Below are 22,941 nucleotides of genomic sequence, written 5' to 3'. Positions count from 1 at the left end.
GCCAATCCCCTGGCCGGTCATCGTGCGTAAGCGCCCGTTCACTCAGCATTCCGCGGAATACAACGATCCGGAGACGGGCCTTTCGTCCCGTACACCCCGGCGCTTTTAATGCGGGGGCTCGTCCCCGCGAACCAAAGGATCTGCCTATGACCTCGCAACCGTCCCTTGCGAAGGAAGACAGCAAGCCCGAAGGGCCCGATGATTCCCAGTCGGGCAAGGCGGGCAACGGCCACGGGCAGGGCGGCGACGGCCTGCAGGCCGGGCTGAAGAACCGCCATCTGTCGATGATCGCCATCGGCGGCGTGATCGGTGCGGGTCTGTTCGTCGGTTCCGCGTCCGGCATCAAGGCCGCGGGCCCGGCGATCCTCGTGTCGTACGCCCTCGTCGGCACGATGGTCGTGCTCGTGATGCGGATGCTCGGCGAGATGGCCGCGGCCCGGCCGACGTCCGGCTCCTTCTCCGCGTACGCCGATCAGGCGCTCGGCCGCTGGGCGGGCTTCTCCATCGGCTGGCTGTACTGGTTCTTCTGGGTCGTCGTGCTGGCGGTGGAGGCCACCGCGGGCGCCGTGATCCTGGAAGGGTGGATACCCGCGATCCCGCAGTGGGGCTGGGCGCTCATCGTGATGGTGGTGCTCACCGCCACGAACCTGGTCTCGGTCGGCTCCTACGGCGAGTTCGAGTTCTGGTTCGCCGGGATCAAGGTCGTCGCGATCGGCGCGTTCGTGCTCATCGGCCTGCTCGCCGTCTTCGGTGTGCTGCCGGGCTCGGACAACCCGGGTGACGGCTTCGCGCATCTGACGGACGCGGGCGGCTTCATGCCCAACGGGGCGGGCGCCATCCTCACGGGTGTCCTGATGGTGGTCTTCTCCTTCATGGGCTCGGAGATCGTCACGCTCGCCGCCGGTGAGTCGGAGGACCCGCAGCGCGCCGTCACCAAGGCCACGAACAGCGTCATCTGGCGCATCGGCGTCTTCTACCTCGGTTCGATCTTCGTGGTCGTGACGCTGCTGCCCTGGAACGACAAGTCCATCGAGAAGGACGGTTCGTACGTCGCCGCGCTGAACTCGATCGGCATTCCGCACGCCGGTCAGGTGATGAACGTGATCGTGCTCACCGCGGTGCTCTCCTGCCTCAACTCCGGCCTCTACACGGCCTCCCGCATGGCGTTCTCGCTCGGCCAGCGCGGGGACGCGCCGAAGGCCTTCGCGCGCACCGACTCCAACGGCGTGCCGCGCGCGGCGATCCTCGGCTCGGTCGTCTTCGGCTTCGCCGCCGTCTGGTTCAACTACCAGTGGCCGGAGACCGTCTTCGACTTCCTGCTCAACTCCTCCGGCGCGGTCGCGCTGTTCGTCTGGCTCGTCATCTGCTTCACGCAGCTGAAGATGCGCGGCATCATCCTGCGCGAGCAGCCGGAGAAGCTGGTCGTGAAGATGTGGCTGTTCCCGTATCTGACCTGGGTCACCATCGGGATGATCTCGTTCGTGATCGTCTACATGCTGTACGACGACGCCGGGCGCAAGCAGATGGTGCTCTCGCTGCTCGTGGCGGCCCTCGTGCTCGGCTTCTCGCTGGTGCGCGAGAAGGTGCGGCCGCGGACCGCCGAGGAGGCGGCCGAGGTCGAGTCCTGAGCCGAGGCTGAGGTCTGTTCGAGGCTGAGGTCTGTTCGAGCGCGGCGGGGTGGTTCCGGGGGTCCGGAGCCACCCCGCCGTCGTGTGCGCGGCGCGGAAAACCTGACGGAAGCTGTCAAGTTATGCGGGCAGGGTGGGCCCGGCAAGGACAAGATCCTCGGCGCCGCGCACCCCGCCGCGCCCGCATGACGGAGGCAGCCCGTGAACGACACCGCCCACCCCGCGCAGCCGCTCACCTTCCGGCCGGGCCAGGACGGCTACGACGACGAGATCGCCGGATTCCAGACGGGGTACGCCCAGCGCCCCGACGTCGTCTTCGCGGCCACGAGCACCGACGACGTGGTCGCGGCCGTGGCGTACGCCGCCGACGCGGGCCTGCCGGTCGGGGTGCAGGCGACCGGGCACGGCCTGCCGGACGCCTCGCACGGCGGCGTGCTGATCAGCACCCGGCGCCTGGACGAGGTCGTCGTGGACCCCACGACGCGCACCGCGCGGATCGGGGCGGGCGTCCGCTGGGGGCAGGTCGTCGCGGCCGCCGCGGAGCACGGCCTGGCGCCCCTGAACGGCTCGGCGCCGTCCGTGGGCGCCGTGTCGTACACGCTGGGCGGCGGGCTCGGCGTCCTGGCGCGGGAGTTCGGGTACGCGGCCGACCATGTGCGGTCCCTGGACGTGGTCACGGCCGACGGCGCCGTGCGGCACGTGACGGCCGGGGGCGAGCCTGAGCTGTTCTGGGGGCTGCTCGGCGGCGGCGCGAACCTCGGCGTCGTGACGGCCCTGGAGATCGGCCTGGTGCCCGTGGTGCGGCTGTACGGGGGCGCGCTCGCCTTCGACGGGCGCGAGGTCGACCCGGCGGCGGTCCTGCGCGCGTACACGGCCTGGACGGAGACGGTGCCCGACGAGGTCACCTCGTCCCTCGCGGCGCTGGTCTACCCGGATCTGCCGATGCTCCCGGAGGCGCTTCGGGGCCGCTATCTGGTGACCGTGCGCGTCGCGTACACCGGCACCGCGGAGGAGGGCGAGCGGCTCGTGGCGCCGCTGCGCGCGATCGGGCCCGCGCACGAGGACTCCCTGCGCGAACTGCCGTACACCGAGAGCCACACCATCCACAGCGACCCCGACTTCCCGCACGCCTACTACGGGGAGAGCCGCATGCTGGACGGCCTGGACGGCGAGGGCCTGGAGCGGATCCTCACGCTCACCGGGCCCGCCGCCGACCGCATGCACGTGGTGCAGCTCAACCACCTGGGCGGCGCCCTCGCCCGGCCCGCCGCGAACGCCGTGCCGCACCGGGACGCGCGCTGGCTGCTGCGGATCCTGTCGCCCCTGAACGGCACCGACAGCACCGACGGGGCCGACCGGGCGAGCCTGCGGGAGCTGTACGCGGGCGCGTTCGGGGAGGTGGCGCCCCGGGTCCTCGGGCAGTCCCTGAACTTCACCTTCGCCGGTGGCGACCGGCCCGAGGGGCTGTACGACGCCGAGACGCACAAGAGGCTCGCCGGTCTCAAGGCCACGTACGACCCGGCGAACCTCTTCAGGCGGAACTACAGCGTCCGTTGACGTCGACGGGCCGGCGCCCGTACGGCACCGGCCCTCATGTCGGACGTGCGTGGCGCGTCAGCGCTTGTCGTGGAGGTACTTCCACGCCAGCGGCACCGCGCCCATCGCGAGCGCCGCCTTGAGCGCGTCGCCGATGAGGAACGGCGTGAGTCCGGCCGCGACCGCCTCGGTGAGCGACATGCCGGTCGAGGCAGCCAGGTACGGCACGCCGACGGCGTAGATGATCGCGGAGCCGAGGACCATCGTCCCGGCCATGCGCACCACGTTCCGGTCGGCGCCGCGGCGGGCGAGGGCGCCCACGACCATCGCGGCGAGCAGCATGCCGAAGACGTAGCCGAGGCTCGGCATGCCCATGCCCGCCTTGCCCTGCGCGAACCAGGGCATGCCCGCCATGCCGACGAGCGCGTACACCGCGAGCGAGGCCGCGCCGCGGTAGGCGCCGAGCGAGGTGCCGACGAGCAGGGCCGCGAAGGTCTGGCCCGTGACCGGGACCGGGGAGCCGGGGACCGGGACGGCGATCTGGGCCGCGATGCCGGTGAGGGCGGCGCCGCCGAGGACCAGGGTCACGTCGCGCAGGCGGGTGGCGGGGATCAGGTCGGCCAGGACCTGACCCGGACGGGAGAGGGCGGCTGTGCTCATCGGGACTCCGTGATTCTGGGGGCCATGAGGGGGCAGGCAAGCGGGACGCTGTGACCCTATCCCCGGCGGGCGCGGCGTATCAGGGGGTGCCGGTGACAAAGGCAGCGGCCCGGCCTTGGTGGGCTTCGCACAAAGAGACCGGGGCACACCTGGTTCGGCGTGACGCTCGTCACTGAGGTCAGTGCCGTGGGGGCCCCGGTTGCTTCCCGGGACGTCCAGCGGCGACACTGTGGATACCCGCCAAACCCCTTGAGCACGTCCCGCCGTACTCCTTGAGCACGAGAGCCGACGACACGTGAAGCACGACTCCCTGCCGTCCCGGTCTGCGGTGCCTCCCACGGGAGCGACGGCGGTCGACACGCCCGCCGCCACGGACACGGGGCCCGAACCCCTCGGCGCCGGCCTCAAGCAGCGCCACCTCACCATGCTCGGCCTCGGCGGCGTCATCGGCGCCGGACTCTTCGTGGGGTCGGGGGCCGGGATCGAGGTCGCGGGGCCCGGCATCGTCCTCTCCTATCTGATCGCGGGCGCGCTCGCGATGTGCGTGATGCGGATGCTCGGCGAGATGTCCGCCGCGATGCCCGCCTCCGGCGCGTTCTCCGTGCACGCGGAGCGGGCGCTCGGGCGCTGGGCCGGGTTCTCGGTGGGCTGGCTGTACTGGTTCCTGCTCGTCGTGGTGCTCGCGGTGGAGGCGACCGGCGCGGCCCGCATCGCGGGCGAGTGGGTGCCCGGGGTGCCGCAGTGGGCGTGGGTGCTCGTCTTCATGGTGTTCTTCACCGGCGCCAACCTCGCGGCCGTGAAGAACTTCGGCGAGTTCGAGTTCTGGTTCGCCGCCCTGAAGGTCTTCGCGATCGGCGCGTTCCTCGTGCTCGGGCTGCTCGCGATCTTCGGGGTGCTTCCCGACACCGACCCGGTGGGCCTCACGCATCTGACCGGCGACGGCGGCTTCCTGCCGCACGGCTGGGACGGGGTGGTCTCCGGGGTGGTCGTGGTGCTCTTCGCGTTCGGCGGTCTGGAGATCGTGACGATCGCGGCGGCGGAGTCCGACGACCCGGTGCGCTCGGTGGCGCGGGCGGTGCGCAGCGCGGTGTACCGCATCCTCTTCTTCTATGTCGGCTCGATGCTGGTCATCGTGACGGTGCTGCCGTGGACGGCGCAGCAGGCGGGTTTCAGCCCGTATGTCACGGTCCTGGACTCCATCGGCGTCCCGTCGGCCGGGACTCTCATGAACATCGTGGTGTTCGTGGCGCTCCTGTCGTCCCTGAACGCCAATCTGTACGGCTCCTCGCGCATGATCTTCTCGCTCGCCGAGCGCGGCGAGGCGCCGAAGGCGCTGCTTCGGGTGTCGGGCGGCGGGGTGCCGCGCCGGGCCGTGCTCGCCTCGGTGGCCTTCGGCTTCGTGTCCGTCCTGCTGAATCTGAAGTGGCCCGAGTCCGTCTTCCTCTACATGCTCAACTCGGTCGGCGCGGCGCTGCTGTTCGTCTGGGCGCTGATCGCGCTCTCGCAGCTGCGGCTGCGGCGGCGCATCGAGCGCGAGGCTCCCGAGCGCCTGACCCTGCGCATGTGGTTCTTCCCCTGGCTGACGTGGGCCGCGCTCGCGGCGATGGCCGTGGTGATCCTGCTGATGCTCCGGGACGACGGGGCGCGGCCGCAGCTGCTGTGGTCGGCGGGCGCGACGGCGCTGGTGATCGCGGTGGCGTGGGCCCGGGAGTGGTGGCAGCGGCGCCTGCGCACGCATTCATGACGCTTATGTGTTCGTGATGTGAACAAACCTTCACCATGTGTGAGCGTCGTGTCCGTATACCGGTCAACTGTTCCCTGTGAGCGGTACGCACGCTCAGACTGTGGCGCACTTCGCTCCCCCGCTCTGCCACTGACCCGTCTCTGCCACTGACCCGTCTCTGCTACTGAACAGGGCACGCCCATGTCTCGGACGTCCTTGCAGGACGCACCACCCAAAGCCGACGCGCCGCTCGGTCACGGACTCAAGCAGCGCCATCTGTCGATGATCGCCCTCGGCGGCGTGATCGGCGCCGGGCTCTTCGTGGGCTCCGGCACCGCCATCGCCGCGGCCGGGCCCTCGATCATCCTGGCGTACGCGATCTCCGGCGCCCTGGTCATGCTCGTCATGCGCATGCTGGGCGAGATGGCCGCGGCCAACCCCGCGTCCGGCTCCTTCTCCGTGCACGCCGAGCGGGCGATGGGCCCGTGGGCCGGGTTCACCGCGGGCTGGTCGTTCTGGTTCCTGCTGTGCGTGGCCGTCGGCCTGGAGGGCATCGGCGCCGCGAAGATCGTGCACGGCTGGGTGCCGGGGGTCCCGGAGTGGGCCTGGGTCGCCCTGTTCATGCTGGCGTTCTGCGGCACGAACCTCGCGGCCGTGAAGAACTTCGGCGAGTTCGAGTTCTGGTTCGCCGCCCTGAAGGTCGGCGCGATCGTCCTCTTCCTCGGCATCGGCGTGCTCGCGATCTTCGGCTGGCTGCCCGACACCGAGGCGCCCGGCATGACCAACCTCACCGGGCAGGGCGGGTTCATGCCCAACGGCGTGGACGGCCTGATCGTCGGACTGCTCGCCTCCGTGTTCGCGTACGGAGGCCTGGAGACCGTCACCATCGCGGCGGCCGAGTCCGAGCACCCCGTGCAGGGCGTGGCCAAGGCCGTCCGGACGGCGATGTGGCGGATCGCCCTCTTCTACGTCGGCTCGATGGCCGTCGTCGTGACGCTGCTGCCCTGGACGAAGGAAGAGGTAGCGACGAAGGGTCCCTACGTCGCCACCCTCGACCACCTCGGCATCGACGGTGCCGGCCAGATCATGAACGTCGTCGTCCTCATCGCCCTGCTCTCCGCGATGAACGCCAACATCTACGGCGCCTCGCGCATGGCCAACTCGCTGGTGCAGCGCGGCCAGGGCCCCAAGGCCCTCGGCCGGATGTTCGACGGCGTGCCCCGCATCGCCGTCCTGACCTCGTCGGCCTTCGGCTTCCTGTGCGTCCTGCTCAGCTACTGGCGGCCCGACGACATCTTCCAGTGGCTCCTGAACACCATCGGCGCGATCATCCTCGTGGTGTGGTTCTTCATCGCCACGGCCCAGCTGCGGCTGCGCTCCAAGCTGGAGCGCGAGTCGCCGGAGAAGCTGGTGGTGAAGATGTGGCTCTTCCCCTGGCTCACCTACGCGGCCCTCGCCGGGATGATCACGGTGTTCGTCCTGATGGCCCGCGAGTCGGAGACCCGCACCCAGCTCTTCTACTCGGGCGGACTGACCCTGATCCTCATGGCGATCGGCTACGCCCGCCAGAAGGTCATGGAGAACCGGGGCGCCGACGCGCCGCGCCCCTGAGACCGACAGCACCCCGAAGGCCCCGCTCCCCCCTGTGGAGCGGGGCCTTCGGCCGTCCGCGGCACGGGCGCCGGATCTCCGGCCCCCGGGTCTCCGGGGCTCCAGGCCTAGGACGAAGGGCTGATCAACTTCACCGTACTCCTGCTGCTAGCCTGCAGTTGCACATAGGTCGCAATAAAGAGGTGCGAGGCGGCGCCGCGCGACACGGCGCGGCACAGCACGCAGAGCACGTCGGAGGGCTCACTCATGGCCATTTACACGCTTCCTGAACTTCCGTACGACTACGCGGCGCTGGAGCCGGTGATCAACCCGCAGATCATCGAGCTCCACCACGACAAGCACCACGCCGCGTACGTGAAGGGTGCGAACGACACCCTGGAGCAGTTGGCGGAGGCCCGCGACAAGGAGTCGTGGGGCGCCATCAACGGCCTGGAGAAGAACCTGGCCTTCCACCTCTCCGGGCACATCCTGCACAGCATCTACTGGCACAACATGAACGGCCCGAAGGACGGCGGCGGCGGCGAGCCCACGGCCGCCGACGGTGTCGGCGAGCTCGCGGACGCCATCACCGAGTCCTTCGGCTCCTTCGCCAAGTTCAAGGCCCAGCTGACGAAGGCCTCCGCGACGACCCAGGGTTCGGGCTGGGGCGTGCTCGCCTACGAGCCGCTCAGCAACCGCCTGATCGTCGAGCAGATCTACGACCACCAGGGCAACGTCGGCCAGGGCTCGACCCCGATCCTGGTCTTCGACGCCTGGGAGCACGCCTTCTACCTGCAGTACAAGAACCAGAAGGTGGACTTCATCGAGGCCATGTGGCAGGTCGTGAACTGGCAGGACGTGGCGAAGCGTTACGAGGCCGCCAAGCAGCGCGTGAACAGCCTGCTGCTGGCTCCCTGATCTCTGGCTCGGGGGCTCCCGGGCCCCGGTGAACGTCCTGCCTCGTGATCGTCTTCTCAACCTTCATGACGGCAGGCGGATAGAGGAAAGGCCCCCGCGAGGACGTGACTCGCGGGGGCCTTTCGGTATGCCGGGTTCCGGCAGACAGTGGCTCCATGCCGCAACCTACAGAGCTGTCCTGCTGGACATGCCCGACCAGCGAGCTGCAGTTGCACCGTCCGTTGACCGAGGCGCAGAAGGTCTGGCTGCGCGCCAAGATCGACGAGACCTACGTGGAGCACTACTGGATGTGCGCCAAACCCGGCTGCCGGAACGTACGCACCTACATGACCGAGCGGAGCTTCCGGGGGACGCCCGTGAAAATACCGCCGGGCATCGACTGAGCGCCCGTCGACGGTCAGTCGAAGATCGGGCCCTGCGTCCTCGTCCTCTTGATCTCGTAGAAGCCCGGCGTGGACGCCACCAGGAGCGTGCCGTCCCACAGGCGGGCCGCTGCCTCGCCCTTGGGGGCGGGGGTGACGACCGGGCCGAAGAAGGCGACCTGTTCGCCGTCGGGGCCGGGGACGGCGATGACGGGGGTGCCCACCTCCTGGCCGACCTTGTCGATGCCCTCGTTGTGGGAGGCGCGCAGCTCGGCCTCGTAAGGCGTCGAGTCCCAGTGGTCAAGGAGCGACTCGGGCAGGCCGACCTCCTTCAGGGCACCGGCGACGGCCTCCTTCGTGGGGCCCTCGCCCTGGTTGTGAATGCGAGTCCCGAGCGCGGTGTAGAGGTCGCCGAGGACCTCCGCGCCGTGCTCCTGCTGGGCCGCGATCACGACGCGGACGGGGCCCCAGGCGTGGGTCGCGAGCATCTCGCGGTACTCCTCGGGCAGCTCGTCCAGCTTGTTCTCGTTGAGGACGGCGAGGCTCATGAGATGCCAGCGGACCTCGATGTCGCGGACCTTCTCCACTTCGAGGACCCAGCGCGAGGTCATCCAGGCCCAGGGACACAGCGGGTCGAACCAGAAGTCGACCGGGGTCTTGCCGTTGGCGGTCTGTGCGACGTTCTCAGCCATGTCTCTCCCTAAGGGATCCGTTCGGGGACTGGCAGCGGAACGTCGGGGGTGTACCGGGGCATTCCCGGATGTCCGCCGAAGGAGCCGCGTGCGAGGATCAGAGGCATTCGAACGAATCATGCGAGCCACAAGGGAGTGCCGCCCGTGCCCGGTGAGAATCTGTCCCGCGACGAGGCCCAGGAGCGGGCCGCGCTGTTGTCCGTCGAGGGGTACGAGGTCTTCCTCGACCTGCGCTCGGCGGTGGGCGACAGCGACGGCGACGCGAGCGCGCCGCGCACGTTCCGATCGGTGACGACGCTGCGCTTCCGGTGCGCCGAGCCGGGCGCCACGAGCTTCGCGGACCTGATCGCGCCGAGCGTGACAGCCGTGTCCCTCAACGGCAAGGACCTGGACCCCTCGGAGGTCTTCGACGGCTCCCGCATCGCGCTCGAGGACCTGCGCGAGGAGAACGAGCTGGTGGTGGACGCCCAGTGCGCCTACAGCCGCACCGGCGAGGGCATGCACCGCTTCGTCGACCCCGAGGACGGCGAGGTCTATCTCTACACGCAGTACGAGCCCGCGGACTCCCGCCGGGTCTTCGCCAACTTCGAGCAGCCCGACCTCAAGGCCCCCTTCCGCTTCTCCGCACAGGCGCCCGAGGGCTGGACGGTGTGGAGCAACGGGGTCGGTGAACTGGCCGACGGGGTGTGGAAGTTCGCCGAGACCAAGCCGATCTCGACGTACATCACGGCGGTCGTCGCGGGGCCCTATCACTACGTGACCGACTCCTACGAGCGCGTCTTCGAGGACGGCACGCGCCTGGAGATCCCGCTCGGCGCGATGTGCCGCAAGGGCCTCGCCAAGCACTTCGACGCGGACGACGTCTTCCTCGTCACCAAGCAGGGCCTGGACTTCTTCCACGACCACTTCGACTACCCGTACCCCTTCGGGAAGTACGACCAGGCGTTCGTCCCGGAGTACAACCTCGGGGCGATGGAGAACCCGGGCTGTGTCACCTTCCGCGAGGAGTTCATCTTCCGCGGCAAGGTCACCCAGGCGTCCTATGAACGCCGGGCCAACGTCATCCTGCACGAGATGGCGCACATGTGGTTCGGCGACCTCGTGACCATGCAGTGGTGGGACGACCTGTGGCTCAAGGAGTCCTTCGCCGACTTCATGGGCTCCTTCTCCATGGTCGAGGCGACGCGCTTCACCAGCGGCTGGATCACCTTCGCCAACAACCGCAAGGCCTGGGCGTACCGCGCCGACCAGCTCCCCTCCACCCACCCCGTCACGGCCGACATCCGCGACCTGGAGGACGCCAAGCTCAACTTCGACGGGATCACGTACGCCAAGGGCGCATCCGTCCTCAAGCAGCTCGTGGCCTACGCCGGCCGTGACGCCTTCCTTGAGGGCGCCCGGCGCTACTTCAAGCGGCACGCGTACGGCAACACCCGCCTCGGCGACCTGCTCTCCGTCCTGGAGGAGACCAGTGGCCGGGACATGACCGCCTGGTCGCGGGCGTGGCTGCAGACGGCGGGCGTCAACTCCCTCACCCCGCAGGTGACCCTGAACGCCGAGGGCCGCGTCACCGAGCTGGCCGTCGTGCAGGAGGCCGCCGCCCCCGCTCATCAGTCGGCTCCGCCGACGGGCACCCTGGAGCTGCGCCCGCACCGCGTGGCCGTCGGCCTGTACCGCAGGGAGGCGGGCGGCGACCTCGTGCGGTACGCCCGCGCGGAGGTGGACGTCGAGGGCCCCCGCACCACGGTCGCCGAGCTGGCCGGGGCCGAGGCGCCGGAGCTGGTCCTGGTCAACGACGACGACCTGACGTACTGCAAGATCCGCTTCGACGAGACGTCCCTCGCCACGCTCCGCGACCACCTCGGGGACATCACGGACCCGCTGGCCCGTGCCCTTTGCTGGTCGGCCCTGTGGAGCCTCACGCGGGACGCGCTCATGCCCGCGCGGGACTTCATCGGCCTGGTCCTTCGCTTCGCCGGGCAGGAGTCCGACATCGGCGTCCTGCAGATGCTGCACGCCTGGGCCAACACCGCCCGCACGCACTACGCCGCGCCCGACTGGCGCGAGGAGGGCGGCCGGGCGCTCGCCGAGGGCGCCCTGCGGGAGCTGCGCGTGGCCGAGCCGGGCAGCCAGCACCAGCTGACGTGGGCGCGGTTCTTCGCGTCGGTGGCGTCGTCCGAGGCCGACCTCCAGCTGCTCCAGGGCCTGTTGGACGGCACGGCCAAGGTCGACGGGCTCGATGTGGACCAGGAGCTGCGCTGGGCGTTCCTCGGCGCGCTCGCGGTGAGCGGCGCGGCGGACGAGCAGGCGCTCGCGGCCGAGCTGGCCCGCGACGACACGGCGTCCGGCAAGCGGCACCAGGTCCGCTGTCTGGCCGCGCGCCCCTCGGCGGCGGTGAAGGCGCAGGCGTGGGCCGCCGTGGTGGAGTCGGACGCGCTGTCCAACGCCCTGGTGGAGGCGACGATCGCGGGGTTCCAGCAGCCCTCGCAGCGCGAGCTGACCACGGCGTACGCGCCGGAGTACTTCGAGGTGATCGAGCGGGTGTGGGCCGAGCGGTCCATCCAGATCGGCATGGACGTGGTGCGGGGCCTGTTCCCGCACTTCCAGGACCGCCAGGAGACGCTGGACGCGGCGGACGCGTGGCTCACCGGCCACGAGCAGGCGCCGCCCGCGCTGCGCCGTCTGGTCCTTGAGGCCACGGACGATCTGGCGCGGTCGTTGCGGGCGCAGGCCTGTGATGGGGCCGCGGGCCCCGTCTGAGGGGCGTAGGTGGGCCCGGGGGCGCCGCCCCGGGTGGTGGCCCCGGGGCGGCATCCCCGGGGCCCGATCGTCGCGCTGCGCGGGTTTCCTTCGTCTTTCGCTGCGCTGTGCTTGGTGTCAGGGCATCGCGCTGCGCGCTCGTCCTCAAACGCCGGACGGGCTGTTGTGGGCCCGCCCGGCGTTTGGGGTTGCGCCCGTGGGGGGGGTGACGGTGCGTCAGCCGATCTGTGCCCCGTAGCGGGACAGGGCGTCGGTGACCGGGGCGAAGAACGTCTGGCCGCCGCTGGAGCAGTTGCCGCTGCCACCCGAGGTCAGACCGAGGGCGCTGGTGCCGGCGAACATGGCGCCGCCGCTGTCACCGGGCTCCGCGCAGACGTTGGTCTGGATGAGGCCGTTGACGGTGCCCTGCGGGTAGCTCACGGAGACGTTCAGGGCCTGGACCGAGCCGCCGTGCAGTCTGGTGGTGCTGCCGCTGCGCTGCACCTGCTCGCCGACGACGGCCGTGCGGGCGCCGGTGATCTGCTGGGCGCCGCCGTTGTAGAGGTTGACCTCGCTCGGGTGGGCCGTGTTGGCGGTGTACTTCACGATGGCGTCGTCACGGCCGGGGAAGCCGTAGTCCTCGACGGTGCCGATGGCGGAGCCGCCCTGGGTCTCCGACCAGGTGGTCCCGGCGAGCGCGGCGCAGTGGCCCGCGGTGAGGAAGTACGGCTGGCCGTTCTTCACCACGTTGAAGCCGAGCGAGCAGCGGCCGCCCGAGCTGTAGATGGCGTCGCCGCCGCGGATGAGGGGCTGGAACTTCCCCGCGGTGCGCTTGAGCACGGCCTTGCCGTCCTGGGCGGCGACGTCGGCGCGCAGCCGCTTCAGGGCCGCGCCCTTGACCGTGCTGTCGGCGGTGACGACGACCTTGTTGGCGACCGGGTCGACGGCGCGGGACGTGCCGGGGACGGCACGCTCGCCCAGCGTCTTCTGCACGGAGTTCAGCTGGGCCCGGGAGTTCTCGACGAGCCTGGCCTCGGCGCCGGCCGCGCGGGCCCTGTCGGCGGCCGCGCTGTCGAGCACGCTGACGACGAGCTTCTTGGCCGCGGCGTCGTAGTGCGTGCCCGCCAGGTCGCTCTTCAGGTCGGTGGCGAGGGAGTTCGCGAGCTTGCCCGCCGCGGTCGCGGTGAGGGTGTCCGGGGTGGGGGCGGGTGCCGCGGCGCTGGTGTTCGCCATCGTCAGGGTGCCCGCGACCAGCGCGGCGACCCCGACTCCGGTGATGGTCAGACGTCGCCTGCTCGCTCGTTGGGTGTTCACGCAGTACCTCCATGGGGGGATGGACCGCTCAAGTGGGGGGCGGTCATCGGGAGTTACCGGTGCCTGGCGCGGGCGCGCCTCAGGGATGGCCCGAATTACGTCGCGTCCATGCCAAACATCGCGCCGAGTATGACAACGGTGTCCGCCGCCCACAAGAGGGCATCACACCGCCCCGCACGCCCCCCGCATCACCGGAGCGCCCCTGGAACCGGCCATTTTCGGCTCTCGAACGCCCGTACTTTAGGACGGGGTTGTCCGGTTTTGTCGACGGGACTGTAACAGCGGTTAGCGGGCCGTCCGGGCGCGGGAAAGGCCCCGTCATGAACCACAACACCCCGCTCTCCCCCCGCCCCCTGTGCCACCTCACCGCCGTCCAGCGCCGCGTCATGAGCTCCGCGCAACTGCGCGAGCACGGCGTCTCCGGCGCCGACACCAGCGCCCACTGCCGCCCCGGCGGCCCCTGGCAGCAGTTCCTGCCCGGCGTCTTCCTGCTCCACCCGGGACCGCCCACCAGCGAGGAGCGGCTGCACGGCGTGCTCCTGTACGCGGGCCGCCCGCCCGCCAAGGAGGCCAGGTCCGTCCCCGCGCAGCCCGGCCCCGGCGAACCGCACGCCGCGTACGCGGACGCGATGATCACCGGGCTCGCCGCGCTCGCGCTGCACCGCTTCTCCTCGGCTCCCCCGCTGCTCTCCCTGGACCGCATCGACGTGCTCGTGCCCCGCACCCGGCGGCTGCGCTCCACCGGCTGCGCCCGCCTCGTCCGCGCCAACGGCCTGCCGACTCCCCAGCAGATCACCGGACTTCCCGTCGCCCCCGTGCCGCGCGCGCTCGCCGACGCCGTGGCGCAGCTCGCCGAGGCGGGCGCGGTACGGCGGCTGCTCACCGAGGCGGTGCGCGGCGGGCACTGCGAACCGGCGGCGGTGGTGCGGGAGTTGAACAACGCCCGGCTGCTCACCCGGCCGCACGTGGTGGACGCGGTGGACTCGCTCCTGGCCGAGGGCCGGGCCCTGGCGGAGGACCGGCTGTACGCGCTGGTACGGGACTTCGGCCTGCCCGACCCGCTGTGGAACGTCGACCTGCGGCTGCCCGGCGGCCCGCACCTGGGCGGCGTCGACGCCTACTGGCCCGAGCACGCCGTCGCCGTGGAGCTGGACACCCGGGCGCCGCGCCAGGGCGAGGACGGCCCCGGCTCCTCCCTCACCGAGCGCAGCCAGGAGCTCGGCGAGTGGTCCGAGTACACCCGCAAGCGCGACCACTTGGAGCGCCTCGGCATCACCGTCGTCCATGTCACCCCGAAGAAGCTGCGGGACACGGCGGAGCAGCAGGCCACGGTCGTGCGCACGGCGCTGATGGCGGCCGTCGACCGGGATCCTGCGGCGTATGTCGTGGTGCTGCCCAGATAGGCAGTCCACGGCGGACCCGCAGGAGGGGAGTGCGGGGGCGGAACTCCTGGACGGCGGGGTTCCGCCCCCGTACGCATGCCCGGCACGGGCGGCGGGCCCACGCGGGCTACTCCGCGCAGAACTCCGCCTCGACGACCGGCTTCAGCTCGCCCGTCCAGTCGCCGTTGAAGTTGAACGCCAGGGCGCGGCGGCCGTCGCCGGTGGCCATCGCCTCGGACTGGGAGCCCTGGATGCCGCCGCCGTGGCCCCACACGGCCGTTCCGCAGGAGAGGCGCACGCGCATCAGGCCCAGGCCGTAGCCGACGTCGGGGCCCAGGGCCTTCGCCGGGACCGTCTCCTTCATCTGGGCGAGCTGCTCGTCCGGCAGGAGGCGTCCGGTGAGGAGTGCCCGGTAGAAGCGGTTGAGGTCCGCCGAGCTTGAGATCATCTCGCCCGCGGCGCCCGCCTCGGACGGGTTCAGCTCGGTCACGTCGTACGTCGTGGACCGTGACCTCGACTCGACGAACAGCTTGGAGTAGGCCCGGGAGCCGGGCTGCGGCAGGGTCGGCCGGGTGCCGGGCACGGAGGTGTGCCGCAGGCCGAGGGGTTCGATGACGCGGGCGTGGATCTCGTCTCCGTAGGGGCGGCCGGTCGCCCGCTCCACGATCATTCCGGCGAGCAGGTAGTTGGTGTTGGAGTAGCCCCAGCCCGTGCCGGGGCGGAACTGCGGCCGGTGGCTCATGGCCATGCGCACCCAGTGCTCCGGGGGCCGGGTGTCGAAGCGGTGCTTCATGAACTCCGGGGTGAAGTAGGCGCGGTGGAAGCGGGGGTCGGCGAGGTAGTCGTACACGCCGCTGGTGTGGTTGAGGAGCTGCCGGACGGTGATCCTGTCGCCGTCGTGGCCGTTGCCCTCGACCACGCCCGGCAGCCACTCCCCCACGGTGTCGTCGAGGTCGAGCCTGCCCTCCGCCGCGAGCTGGAGCAGCACCACGGCGGTGAACGTCTTCGTGATGCTGCCGACGCGGAAGTGGTCGTACGCGCCGCGCGGGGTCCGCGCGCCCAGGTCGCCGAGGCCCGAGGTGCCGGTCCACGTCCCGTGCGGGTCGACGGCCTGGCCGGTGACGCCGGGGACGCCCGCCGTGACGGCCCGGTCCATGGCGCGCTGGGTGGCGCGGTGGCCGTGGTCGGCGCCGGGCGCGCCGGGCCTCGTGGGCGCGGCGGGTGCGGCGGACACCGCGGGTGCCGCGAGGACGCCCGCCGCCGCCATCACCGCGGCCACCCCCATGAACCGCTTGCGTACTGACATGCCTCGTCCCTTCTCCAGGCCGCGACCGTAGCGCAGCGGAGCAGGGCCGGGAGTCACCCCTTGCGCAGGACGAGTTCCGTGTTGCGGTCGCCGGGTTCGCCGCCGAGCGTGGGCTTCGCGCCGGGGGCGTTGAACGACAGCTCCCGGTACAGCGCGGCGAGGCCCGTCTGCGACAGGTCGGCGAAGTCGGTGCGGTGCGGGGCGGCGGACTCGATGAGGGTGGTGAACAGCGACAGCGTCCCGTCGTGGTTGTCGACCAGCTCCACGATCCGGGCGAGCTGCGGGAAGTCGATGTGGGACGCGGTGGAGACCTCCCAGAACGAGCCGTGCTCCGAGCGGTGGGGGGTGATGGCGTTCTTGTGGCTGTGGCCGTTCACCCAGGCGAGCACCGGGCGGTGCCGCCCGAGCAGCGCCGCGACCTCGTCGCCGCCGTGCCGGGACTCGCGCGGGTGGTTGGGGTCGGTGCGCAGGTTCCGCATGGACTTGCTGGTGTGGTGGCTGAAGACGATGACGTACGAGGCGTCGCCGCTCTTCTCCACCTCCGTCAGCTTCCCCTCCAGCCACCGCAGTTGGGCCGTGCCGAGGGAGCCCTCGTAGTGGCCGCCCGGGTCGGTGGTGTCCAGGCTGATGCCGAGGACGTCGTCGGTGATGCGGAAGGAGTAGTACTGGGTGCGCTCCGCCAGGTTCTCCTGGGTGTAGCCGTGGCCGACCGGGCCCCGGCCGGCGTGCGCCGGGTCCAGGTGGGCCTTGACGTACTCGGCGGGGGTGAAGGGGGCACGGGACTCGTCCGGCGTGACCGAACGCATGTGCCGGGCCTCGGACTTGAGCAGGTCGCGGAAGGCGGCGCCCTTCGGGTCGTGCCCCTTCTTGACGTTCTTCCACAGGGCCGCGCCGCGCGCCTCGTCCAGGGACATCAGCTTCCTGCCGCCGACGGCGAACTCGGTGAAGTACGAGTCGCCGGGGGCGTAGCAGCCGCCGGGCAGGCCGTCGTGGTTGCCGACCGTGGAGTACCACGGCAGGTTCAGGCCCGGGCTGTTGACCTCGCGGATCGCGGCGTCCAGGAAGCCGTCCAGGCGAGGGAAGCCGACGCCCTTGTCGGCGTCGCGCAGGGCCGCTTCCGGGTGCCAGTAGAGCTTCAGACCGCTGTCCTGTACGCCCTCGTAGCGGCGCGGGTCGCCGGAGTTCGGCCGGACGCGGCCGCCGCTCATCACCTTCAGGAACCAGTCCAGCTCGTTGCGGGAGTTGTTGTCCGTGTTGTCGCCCGTCGTCATCACGAAGTGCAGCGGCGCGCCGGTGGCGGGCGCCCCGCGCAGGCCGTTGACCTGCTCGACCAGCGAGACGGCTCCGGCCACGGACAGCGCCTCCTGCGGGCGCCAGGCGCTGGCCGTCTGCGCCCGCAGGTACTCGTAGCGCAGCGGGTGTTGTACGTCCACCAGATGCAGGTCGGTGAACTGGACGAACGCCGCCAGCGGGGTGCGGCGGGACTCGCGGCCCCGCTCCGCCGGGGCCAGGTCCGTACGGACGACGCGGTCCCAGGCCGGGCCGTCGCCGAGGCGGCGGTAGCCGGAGGTGCCGCGGGGCGCCGAGACCGTGGCCAGGGTGGTGCCCGAGCGGTACGGGGCCAGGGGGGCGGACGGGGCCCTGCGGGACATCGGCACCGGGGCCGCGGCCGCGGGGGCCGCCGAGCCGGAGCCCGCTCCCGGGCCCAGGGCGTACCCGATGCCCGCCGAGAGGGAGACGGCGCCCGTCGCCGCGAGGAACGCGCGGCGGTTCACCGTGGAGACGACGGACGTGGTGGCGGAGGCGGTGGCGGTGGCGGCCGTGGTGGCGACAGAGCGTATGCGCGACATGGCGCGGTCTCCCCGAGTGCGAACGCGTCGGCAGTGGTCGCGGGAGGTCCGGGCTCTTTCGCCGGCGGACTTCCCGCTCGTACTGGATCGTTGGCAGTGGGGGTGGCCTGCGCGTTAACGTCGCCACAACGCGCAGCGCCGATCACCGTAAGTGGATCTGGGCGTACTTTGCGTGTGCACGGGGTGCTCGTTGGGGGGTGGGGTGGGGGTTACTCCGTGTTCATCTGCGGGGGAAGGTGGGGCCTTGCCGGGGGCTCCCCAATCCCACCCCTTCCCGGAACTGGGGCTCCGCCCCAGACCCCGCTCCTCAAACGCCGGAGGGGCTGAAATACAACAGCAGCACATATCCAGCCCGTCCGGCGATTGAGGACGAGGCGCGAAGCGCCGACAGCGGGGGTCCGGGGGCGCAGCCCCCGGGTTCGGGAAGGGGTGGGATTGGGGAGCCTCCGGCTACGGCAAGTGCCCGTCCGCCGGGCGCCTGTGCCAGAGCGTGAGGCCGATGTCGACCAGGCTCACGCGGTCGAGGGCGGCGACGTCGTCCAGGGGATGCCACGCCGCCAGGTCCGTCGACCCCGACGTCTCGTGGCGGAGGGACCCCCCGGTGACCCGCGCCTCGTACACGATCCGCACCCCGTGGAAGTCCGCCACCGCCCCGAGCCGCCTCGGATAGCGACGCCGCAGCGAGTCCACCCCGAGCAGAGCGACCGGCTCCACGGTGTACCCGGTCTCCTCGTCGGCCTCCCGGATCACCGTGTCGTACGGATCCTCGCCGTGGTCCATGCCACCCCCGGGCAGCGTCCAGCGCTTGCTGCCGTCGCCCGCCACCCAGCGGGCGAGCAGCACGGACCCGTCGCGTACGCATACGGCGTAGGCCGCCACCCGCAGTTCTTTGTGCACGGGCCGACGTTAGACCCCGTACACCGGATAGGCACGTCCCGTTCCCCGATGTCCCGGCCCGCTCCAGGGAACCGGTCACGTACGCTTGAGGGGTTAGTGAGCCGCCGCGGCACCGGCCCCGGTACCGAAGGGAGCCCCCCTTGCCCACCCCCACCGCACCGCCCGACCCCCGCCCCCTCACCGGCGAACCCCTCTCCCTGGACCTGCTCAACACCCGGTGGGTCCAGGACGGCGTGCGCGCGGACCTGCTCGCCGGCGCGGGCGGGCTCACCGACGCCGAAGGGCTCGCCGTCTGGCTCGGGGCGAACGGGCTCGACGGGCGGTTCGCCGCCGACCGCCGCACCCTGGAGCGGCTGCTGCGGGCCCGCGACGCCCTCGCCGGGCTCGTCGACCTGCCGGGCAAGCCGGGTGGCGCCCCGGACGCCGTGGCCCGCGTCGACGCGGTCCTCGCGCACGGCCGTGTCCGGGCGACGCTGACGCCGGACGGGCCGGGCGAGGAGGCCGAGTTCGAGGATCCGGCGTGGGGGCCCGCGTGGCTGGCCGCGCGGGACTACCTGGAGCTGCTCACCGCCGCCCCGGACCGGATCCGCGGCTGCGCCCACGAGGCGTGCGTCCTGCACTTCTTCGACACCTCACGCAACGGCACCCGGCGCTGGTGCTCGATGGCCGTGTGCGGCAACCGCGCGAAGGCGTCCCGTCACTACGCGCGTTCGCGGGACAGCTAGCGGGGGTCGCGGAGGACGCCCGGCCGCGCCCGCCCGGGCGTCAGATCCCGTTATGCGGCGCCTTGTTCCCGATGGCGTATGGCGGAAGTACGCCACCGGGCATTCCAGCCCCGGGCAACTCTCCCCAAACAGGCACCCCTTACGTAAAGCTGAGCGGTCATCCGGCCCCGTATTCCGGACTCTCACTGCACCGGCTCGACCAGCCGGTCTTTACGTACAGGGATGCTGATGACCCTCGATTCACACGGCGCGCCCGAGCAGGGCGCGAGACGTGGCGACCGCGCAAGACGCACGGCCCGCCTCGCCACCGCGATAGGCGTGGCCGCCGCTCTCTGCGCGGCGGCCCCGCTCCCCCTCGCCCTCGCCGCCGACGGCCCCTCCCCCGCCCCGGCCGCCCCCGCGCCCAAGGACGCCGCCGCGAAGCTCGGCGCCCAGGACGCCGAACTGCTCGCCGACGCCAAGGCGGAGGGCGAGAAGACCGTCACGATGATGGTCGCCACCGCGCCCGGCGCGACCGAGCAGGTCGCCAAGGAGCTGGACGCCGTCAAGGGCGGCTCCGTCGGCCGCACCTACGACAAGCTCGGCTACGTCCGCGCCGCCGTCCCGACCGCGCGCGCCGACGCCGCGATCAAGGCCGCGTCGAAGCTGACCTCCGTGCACGCCATCGACCTGCGGCACGAGATCGAACTCGACGACCCGAAGCCGCAGAGCCCCAAGGGCGCCAAGGGCCCGCAGGGCCGGGCCGCGTACCCGGCGCCGGACAAGAACACGCCCGCCAAGAACCCGTACAACCCGTCCTTCGAGACGGGCGCCGTCGACTTCGTGAAGAAGAACCCGAAGGCGGACGGCCGCGGCATCACCATCGGCATCCTCGACTCGGGCGTCGACCTCGGCCACCCGGCGCTGCAGAAGACCACGACCGGCGAGCGCAAGATCACCGACTGGGTGACGGCGACCGACCCGATCGTCGACGCCGACGCGACCTGGCGCCGGATGACCAACCCGGTGTCCGGGCCCACGTTCACCTTCGACGGCGACTCCTGGAAGGCCCCTTCGGGCTCGTACCAGATCAGCCGCTTCCGCGAGGCCGCGACGACCGGTGGCGACGCCAAGGGCGACCTCAACCGGGACGGCGACACCACCGACACCTGGGGCGTCCTCTACGACCCGGCCGCCGGGACCGTCCGCGTCGACCTGAACGACAACAAGGACTTCGGCGACGACGCGCCGATGAAGCCCTACGGCAAGAACCACCAGGTCGGCTACTTCGGCAAGGACGACCCCGCGACCGACGTCGCCGAGCGCGTGCCGTTCGTCGTCGAGATCCGCAAGGACGTCCCGACGGACCCCTACGGCGGCGACTGGGTCGGCAAGAAGGCCGACTTCGTGAACATCGGCCTCATCGAGTCCGAGCACGGCACGCACGTCGCGGGCATCACGGCCGCCAACAAGCTGTTCGGCGGCAAGATGAACGGCGCCGCCCCCGGCGCCAAGCTGGTGTCCTCGCGCGCCTGCACCTGGACCGGCGGCTGCACCAACGTCGCGCTCACCGAGGGCATGATCGACCTCGTGACGAAGCGCGGCGTCGACATCGTCAACATGTCGATCGGCGGCCTGCCCGCGCTCAACGACGGCAACAACGCGCGCGCCGAGCTGTACAAGCGCCTCATCGACACCTACGGCGTACAGCTGGTGATCTCCGCGGGCAACTCAGGACCCGGCGCCAACACCATCGGCGACCCCTCCCTCGCCGACCACGTCGTCTCCGTGGGCGCCTCGGTCTCCAAGGAGACCTGGGCCGCCAACTACGGCTCCGAGGTGACGAAGAAGAACGCCATGTTCAACTTCTCCTCGCGCGGCCCGCGTGAGGACGGCGGCTTCCAGCCCCTGGTGACCGCGCCGGGCTCGGCCATCAACACCACGCAGACCTGGCTGCCGGGCGGCCCCGCCGCCGAGGCCGGGTACCAGCTGCCCGCCGGTTACTCGATGCTGCAGGGTACGTCGATGGCGTCGCCGCAGGCCGCGGGCGCCTCCGCGCTCCTGCTGAGCGCCGCCAAGCAGCAGCGCGTCGACCTCACCCCGGCGAAGCTGCGCACCGCGCTCACCTCGACCACCCACCGCATCCCGGGTGTGCAGGCCTACGCGCAGGGCACCGGCCTGATCGACGTCGTGGACGCCTGGAGCGCGATCAAGGGCGGCGCCAAGGCCCATGAGTACACGGTCAAGGCGCCCGTCGACACGGCCCTGGAGCAGGAGCTGAAGAAGCCCGGCACCGGCCTGTACGACCGTGAGGGCGGCCTGAAGAAGGGCCAGAAGAAGACGTACAGCGTCACCATCAAGCGGACGACGGGCCCGGCCCGTCCCGTGCTGCACAAGCTGGCGTTCGCCAACAACCACGGCGGCACCTTCCGCCTGGTCGGCGACGACGACGTGCTGCTGCCCCTGAACACGGCCGTGACCGTGAAGGTGCAGGCCAAGCCGGAGTCCTACGGCGTCTCCAGCGCCGTGCTCACCGTGAACGACAAGCGCACCCGCGGCATCGACCACCAGATCATGACGACGGTCGTCGTGGCCAAGGACCTCGCCAAGCCCTCCTTCACCACCTCGTCGAGCAGCTCGGTGCAGCGCAACGGCACCAAGTCCCTCTTCGTGACGGTGCCGAAGGGCGCCAAGACCCTGGAGGTCGCGCTCGGCGGCCTGAAGGACAAGAGCCAGACGCGGTTCATCGCCATCCACCCGTACGGCGTCCCGGTCGAGTCGACGTCCTCGCTCGTCTGCTACCCGGACTTCCCGAACCCGGACAACACCTGCCGCCCCGACCTGCGTTCGTACGCGAACCCGACGCCGGGCGTCTGGGAGATCGAGATCGAGTCCCGCCGTACGTCGCCGGTGCTCGACAACCCGTACAAGCTGAGCGTCGCCGCGCTCGGCGTGTCCTTCGCCCCGGCGCCGCAGAAGCTCGCTGAGGCCAAGTCCGGTCAGGCCACGCCCGTCACCTGGAAGGCGACGAACAACTACGCCGCCGTCGAGGGCAAGCTGAAGGGCAGCACGCTCGGCTCGGCCGCTACCACGCGTCCCACCATCAAGCAGGGTGAGAAGCAGACCACGACGGTCGAGGTGCCCGCGGGCGCCGAGCGGCTCGACGTGGCGATCGGCGGCACCGCCGACGCCGCCGCCGACCTGGACCTGGCGGTCCTCAAGGACGGCGTGCCGGTGGGCAGTTCGGCGGACGGCGACTCCGAGGAGTCGGTGAGCCTGACCAAGCCCGCCGCGGGCAAGTACACCATCGAGGTCGCGGGCTACTCCATCCCGTCGGGCTCGACCGCGTACGACTACCGTGACGTGTTCTTCTCCGGCTCGCTCGGCCAGATCAAGGTCGACGAGACGAAGGCGGTCAAGCTCGCGAACGGGGCGACCGCGGACGTCTCCGCCGAGGTCGTCGCGAGCGGGCCCGCGGCCTCGGGCCGCGTCCTGTTCGGTGAGGTCAGCCTCCTGAACGCGCGCGGGACCGTCGCGGGCACGGGCAGCGTGACGGTGGAGAAGGTCACGCCGTAGCGCGTCGCTGATTGCGGCATGACGGCATGACGATGGGGGCGGGCACCAAGTGCCCGCCCCCATC

Annotated in this window: 16 protein-coding genes; 10 read left to right on the top strand and 6 right to left on the bottom strand. The window is 71.3% G+C overall.

Features of this window, described 5'->3' with window-relative positions; genetic code table 11:
- Positions 1-146: 146 nt before the first annotated feature.
- Together ACZ6AA_RS18305 and ACZ6AA_RS18300 are read left to right on the top strand one after the other, a co-directional pair.
- On the top strand, positions 147-1,628 hold the full coding sequence (locus ACZ6AA_RS18305) for an amino acid permease (RefSeq protein WP_468449736.1): 1,482 nt from the start codon (positions 147-149) through the stop codon (positions 1,626-1,628).
- A 201-nt stretch (positions 1,629-1,829) separates the two neighbouring features.
- Positions 1,830-3,185 (top strand): FAD-binding oxidoreductase, encoded by a 1,356-nt coding sequence (locus tag ACZ6AA_RS18300; protein ID WP_471458914.1) that lies wholly within the window; start codon positions 1,830-1,832, stop codon positions 3,183-3,185.
- A 57-nt stretch (positions 3,186-3,242) separates the two neighbouring features.
- Here ACZ6AA_RS18300 and ACZ6AA_RS18295 read toward each other — a convergent pair whose 3' ends face one another.
- Positions 3,243-3,824, bottom strand: a complete 582-nt coding sequence (locus ACZ6AA_RS18295) for a biotin transporter BioY (protein WP_468449738.1) — start codon at positions 3,822-3,824, stop codon at positions 3,243-3,245.
- Positions 3,825-4,119: 295 nt separating this feature from the next.
- Here ACZ6AA_RS18295 and ACZ6AA_RS18290 point away from each other — a divergent pair, with 295 nt between their 5' ends.
- The 4 genes from ACZ6AA_RS18290 to ACZ6AA_RS18275 all read left to right on the top strand — a co-directional run bounded on the left by ACZ6AA_RS18290 (position 4,120) and on the right by ACZ6AA_RS18275 (position 8,438).
- Positions 4,120-5,568: an amino acid permease gene (locus ACZ6AA_RS18290; RefSeq protein ID WP_471458912.1), complete on the top strand. Its 1,449-nt coding sequence runs from the start codon at positions 4,120-4,122 to the stop codon at positions 5,566-5,568.
- 180 nt (positions 5,569-5,748) lie between these two features.
- Positions 5,749-7,158: an amino acid permease gene (locus ACZ6AA_RS18285; protein WP_468449740.1), complete on the top strand. Its 1,410-nt coding sequence runs from the start codon at positions 5,749-5,751 to the stop codon at positions 7,156-7,158.
- Positions 7,159-7,404: 246 nt separating this feature from the next.
- Entirely contained in the window at positions 7,405-8,055 is a 651-nt protein-coding gene (locus tag ACZ6AA_RS18280; RefSeq protein ID WP_164325020.1) for a superoxide dismutase, read from the top strand.
- A gap of 155 nt (positions 8,056-8,210) precedes the next feature.
- A complete protein-coding gene (locus tag ACZ6AA_RS18275) occupies positions 8,211-8,438 on the top strand; it encodes a hypothetical protein (RefSeq protein ID WP_468449741.1) in 228 nt (75 codons plus the stop codon).
- A 14-nt stretch (positions 8,439-8,452) separates the two neighbouring features.
- On the opposite strand, the gene ACZ6AA_RS18270 is transcribed toward ACZ6AA_RS18275, so the two are convergent.
- Complete coding sequence (locus tag ACZ6AA_RS18270; protein WP_468449742.1) at positions 8,453-9,109, bottom strand: mycothiol-dependent nitroreductase Rv2466c family protein; 657 nt, start codon at positions 9,107-9,109, stop codon at positions 8,453-8,455.
- Positions 9,110-9,253: 144 nt separating this feature from the next.
- Here ACZ6AA_RS18270 and pepN point away from each other — a divergent pair, with 144 nt between their 5' ends.
- Positions 9,254-11,869 carry an aminopeptidase N gene (gene pepN / locus ACZ6AA_RS18265; protein ID WP_471458909.1) on the top strand — a complete coding sequence of 872 codons (2,616 nt, stop codon included), beginning with the start codon at positions 9,254-9,256 and terminating at the stop codon, positions 11,867-11,869.
- A gap of 216 nt (positions 11,870-12,085) precedes the next feature.
- Here the strand turns inward: pepN and ACZ6AA_RS18260 are convergent, their stop codons facing one another.
- Positions 12,086-13,162, bottom strand: coding sequence for a S1 family peptidase (locus tag ACZ6AA_RS18260; RefSeq protein ID WP_471458907.1), 1,077 nt, complete (start codon positions 13,160-13,162; stop codon positions 12,086-12,088).
- A gap of 320 nt (positions 13,163-13,482) precedes the next feature.
- Here ACZ6AA_RS18260 and ACZ6AA_RS18255 point away from each other — a divergent pair, with 320 nt between their 5' ends.
- Positions 13,483-14,565, top strand: a complete 1,083-nt coding sequence (locus ACZ6AA_RS18255; RefSeq protein WP_471458905.1) for a hypothetical protein — start codon at positions 13,483-13,485, stop codon at positions 14,563-14,565.
- Between the two features lie 106 nt (positions 14,566-14,671).
- Here ACZ6AA_RS18255 and ACZ6AA_RS18250 read toward each other — a convergent pair whose 3' ends face one another.
- The 3 genes from ACZ6AA_RS18250 to ACZ6AA_RS18240 form a co-directional block, all read right to left on the bottom strand.
- The gene (locus ACZ6AA_RS18250; RefSeq protein WP_468449746.1) at positions 14,672-15,850 is read right to left on the bottom strand and encodes a serine hydrolase domain-containing protein; all 1,179 of its coding nucleotides are present in this window, start codon (positions 15,848-15,850) and stop codon (positions 14,672-14,674) included.
- A gap of 53 nt (positions 15,851-15,903) precedes the next feature.
- Positions 15,904-17,700 carry a TIGR03767 family metallophosphoesterase gene (locus ACZ6AA_RS18245; RefSeq protein ID WP_471458903.1) on the bottom strand — a complete coding sequence of 599 codons (1,797 nt, stop codon included), beginning with the start codon at positions 17,698-17,700 and terminating at the stop codon, positions 15,904-15,906.
- Positions 17,701-18,150: 450 nt separating this feature from the next.
- Positions 18,151-18,597 (bottom strand): NUDIX hydrolase, encoded by a 447-nt coding sequence (locus ACZ6AA_RS18240; protein ID WP_468449748.1) that lies wholly within the window; start codon positions 18,595-18,597, stop codon positions 18,151-18,153.
- Positions 18,598-18,737: 140 nt separating this feature from the next.
- Here ACZ6AA_RS18240 and ACZ6AA_RS18235 point away from each other — a divergent pair, with 140 nt between their 5' ends.
- Both ACZ6AA_RS18235 and ACZ6AA_RS18230 read left to right on the top strand, forming a co-directional pair.
- Positions 18,738-19,322, top strand: a complete 585-nt coding sequence (locus tag ACZ6AA_RS18235; RefSeq protein ID WP_468449749.1) for a CGNR zinc finger domain-containing protein — start codon at positions 18,738-18,740, stop codon at positions 19,320-19,322.
- A gap of 222 nt (positions 19,323-19,544) precedes the next feature.
- Positions 19,545-22,877 carry a S8 family serine peptidase gene (locus tag ACZ6AA_RS18230; protein WP_471458901.1) on the top strand — a complete coding sequence of 1,111 codons (3,333 nt, stop codon included), beginning with the start codon at positions 19,545-19,547 and terminating at the stop codon, positions 22,875-22,877.
- The last annotated feature ends 64 nt before the right edge of the window (positions 22,878-22,941 follow it).

The sequence above is a fragment of the Streptomyces sp. NPDC040610 genome, assembly GCF_055594065.1.
The sequence above is the reverse complement of the archived record's forward strand: the minus strand, read 5'-3'. Positions and strand labels throughout refer to the sequence as shown.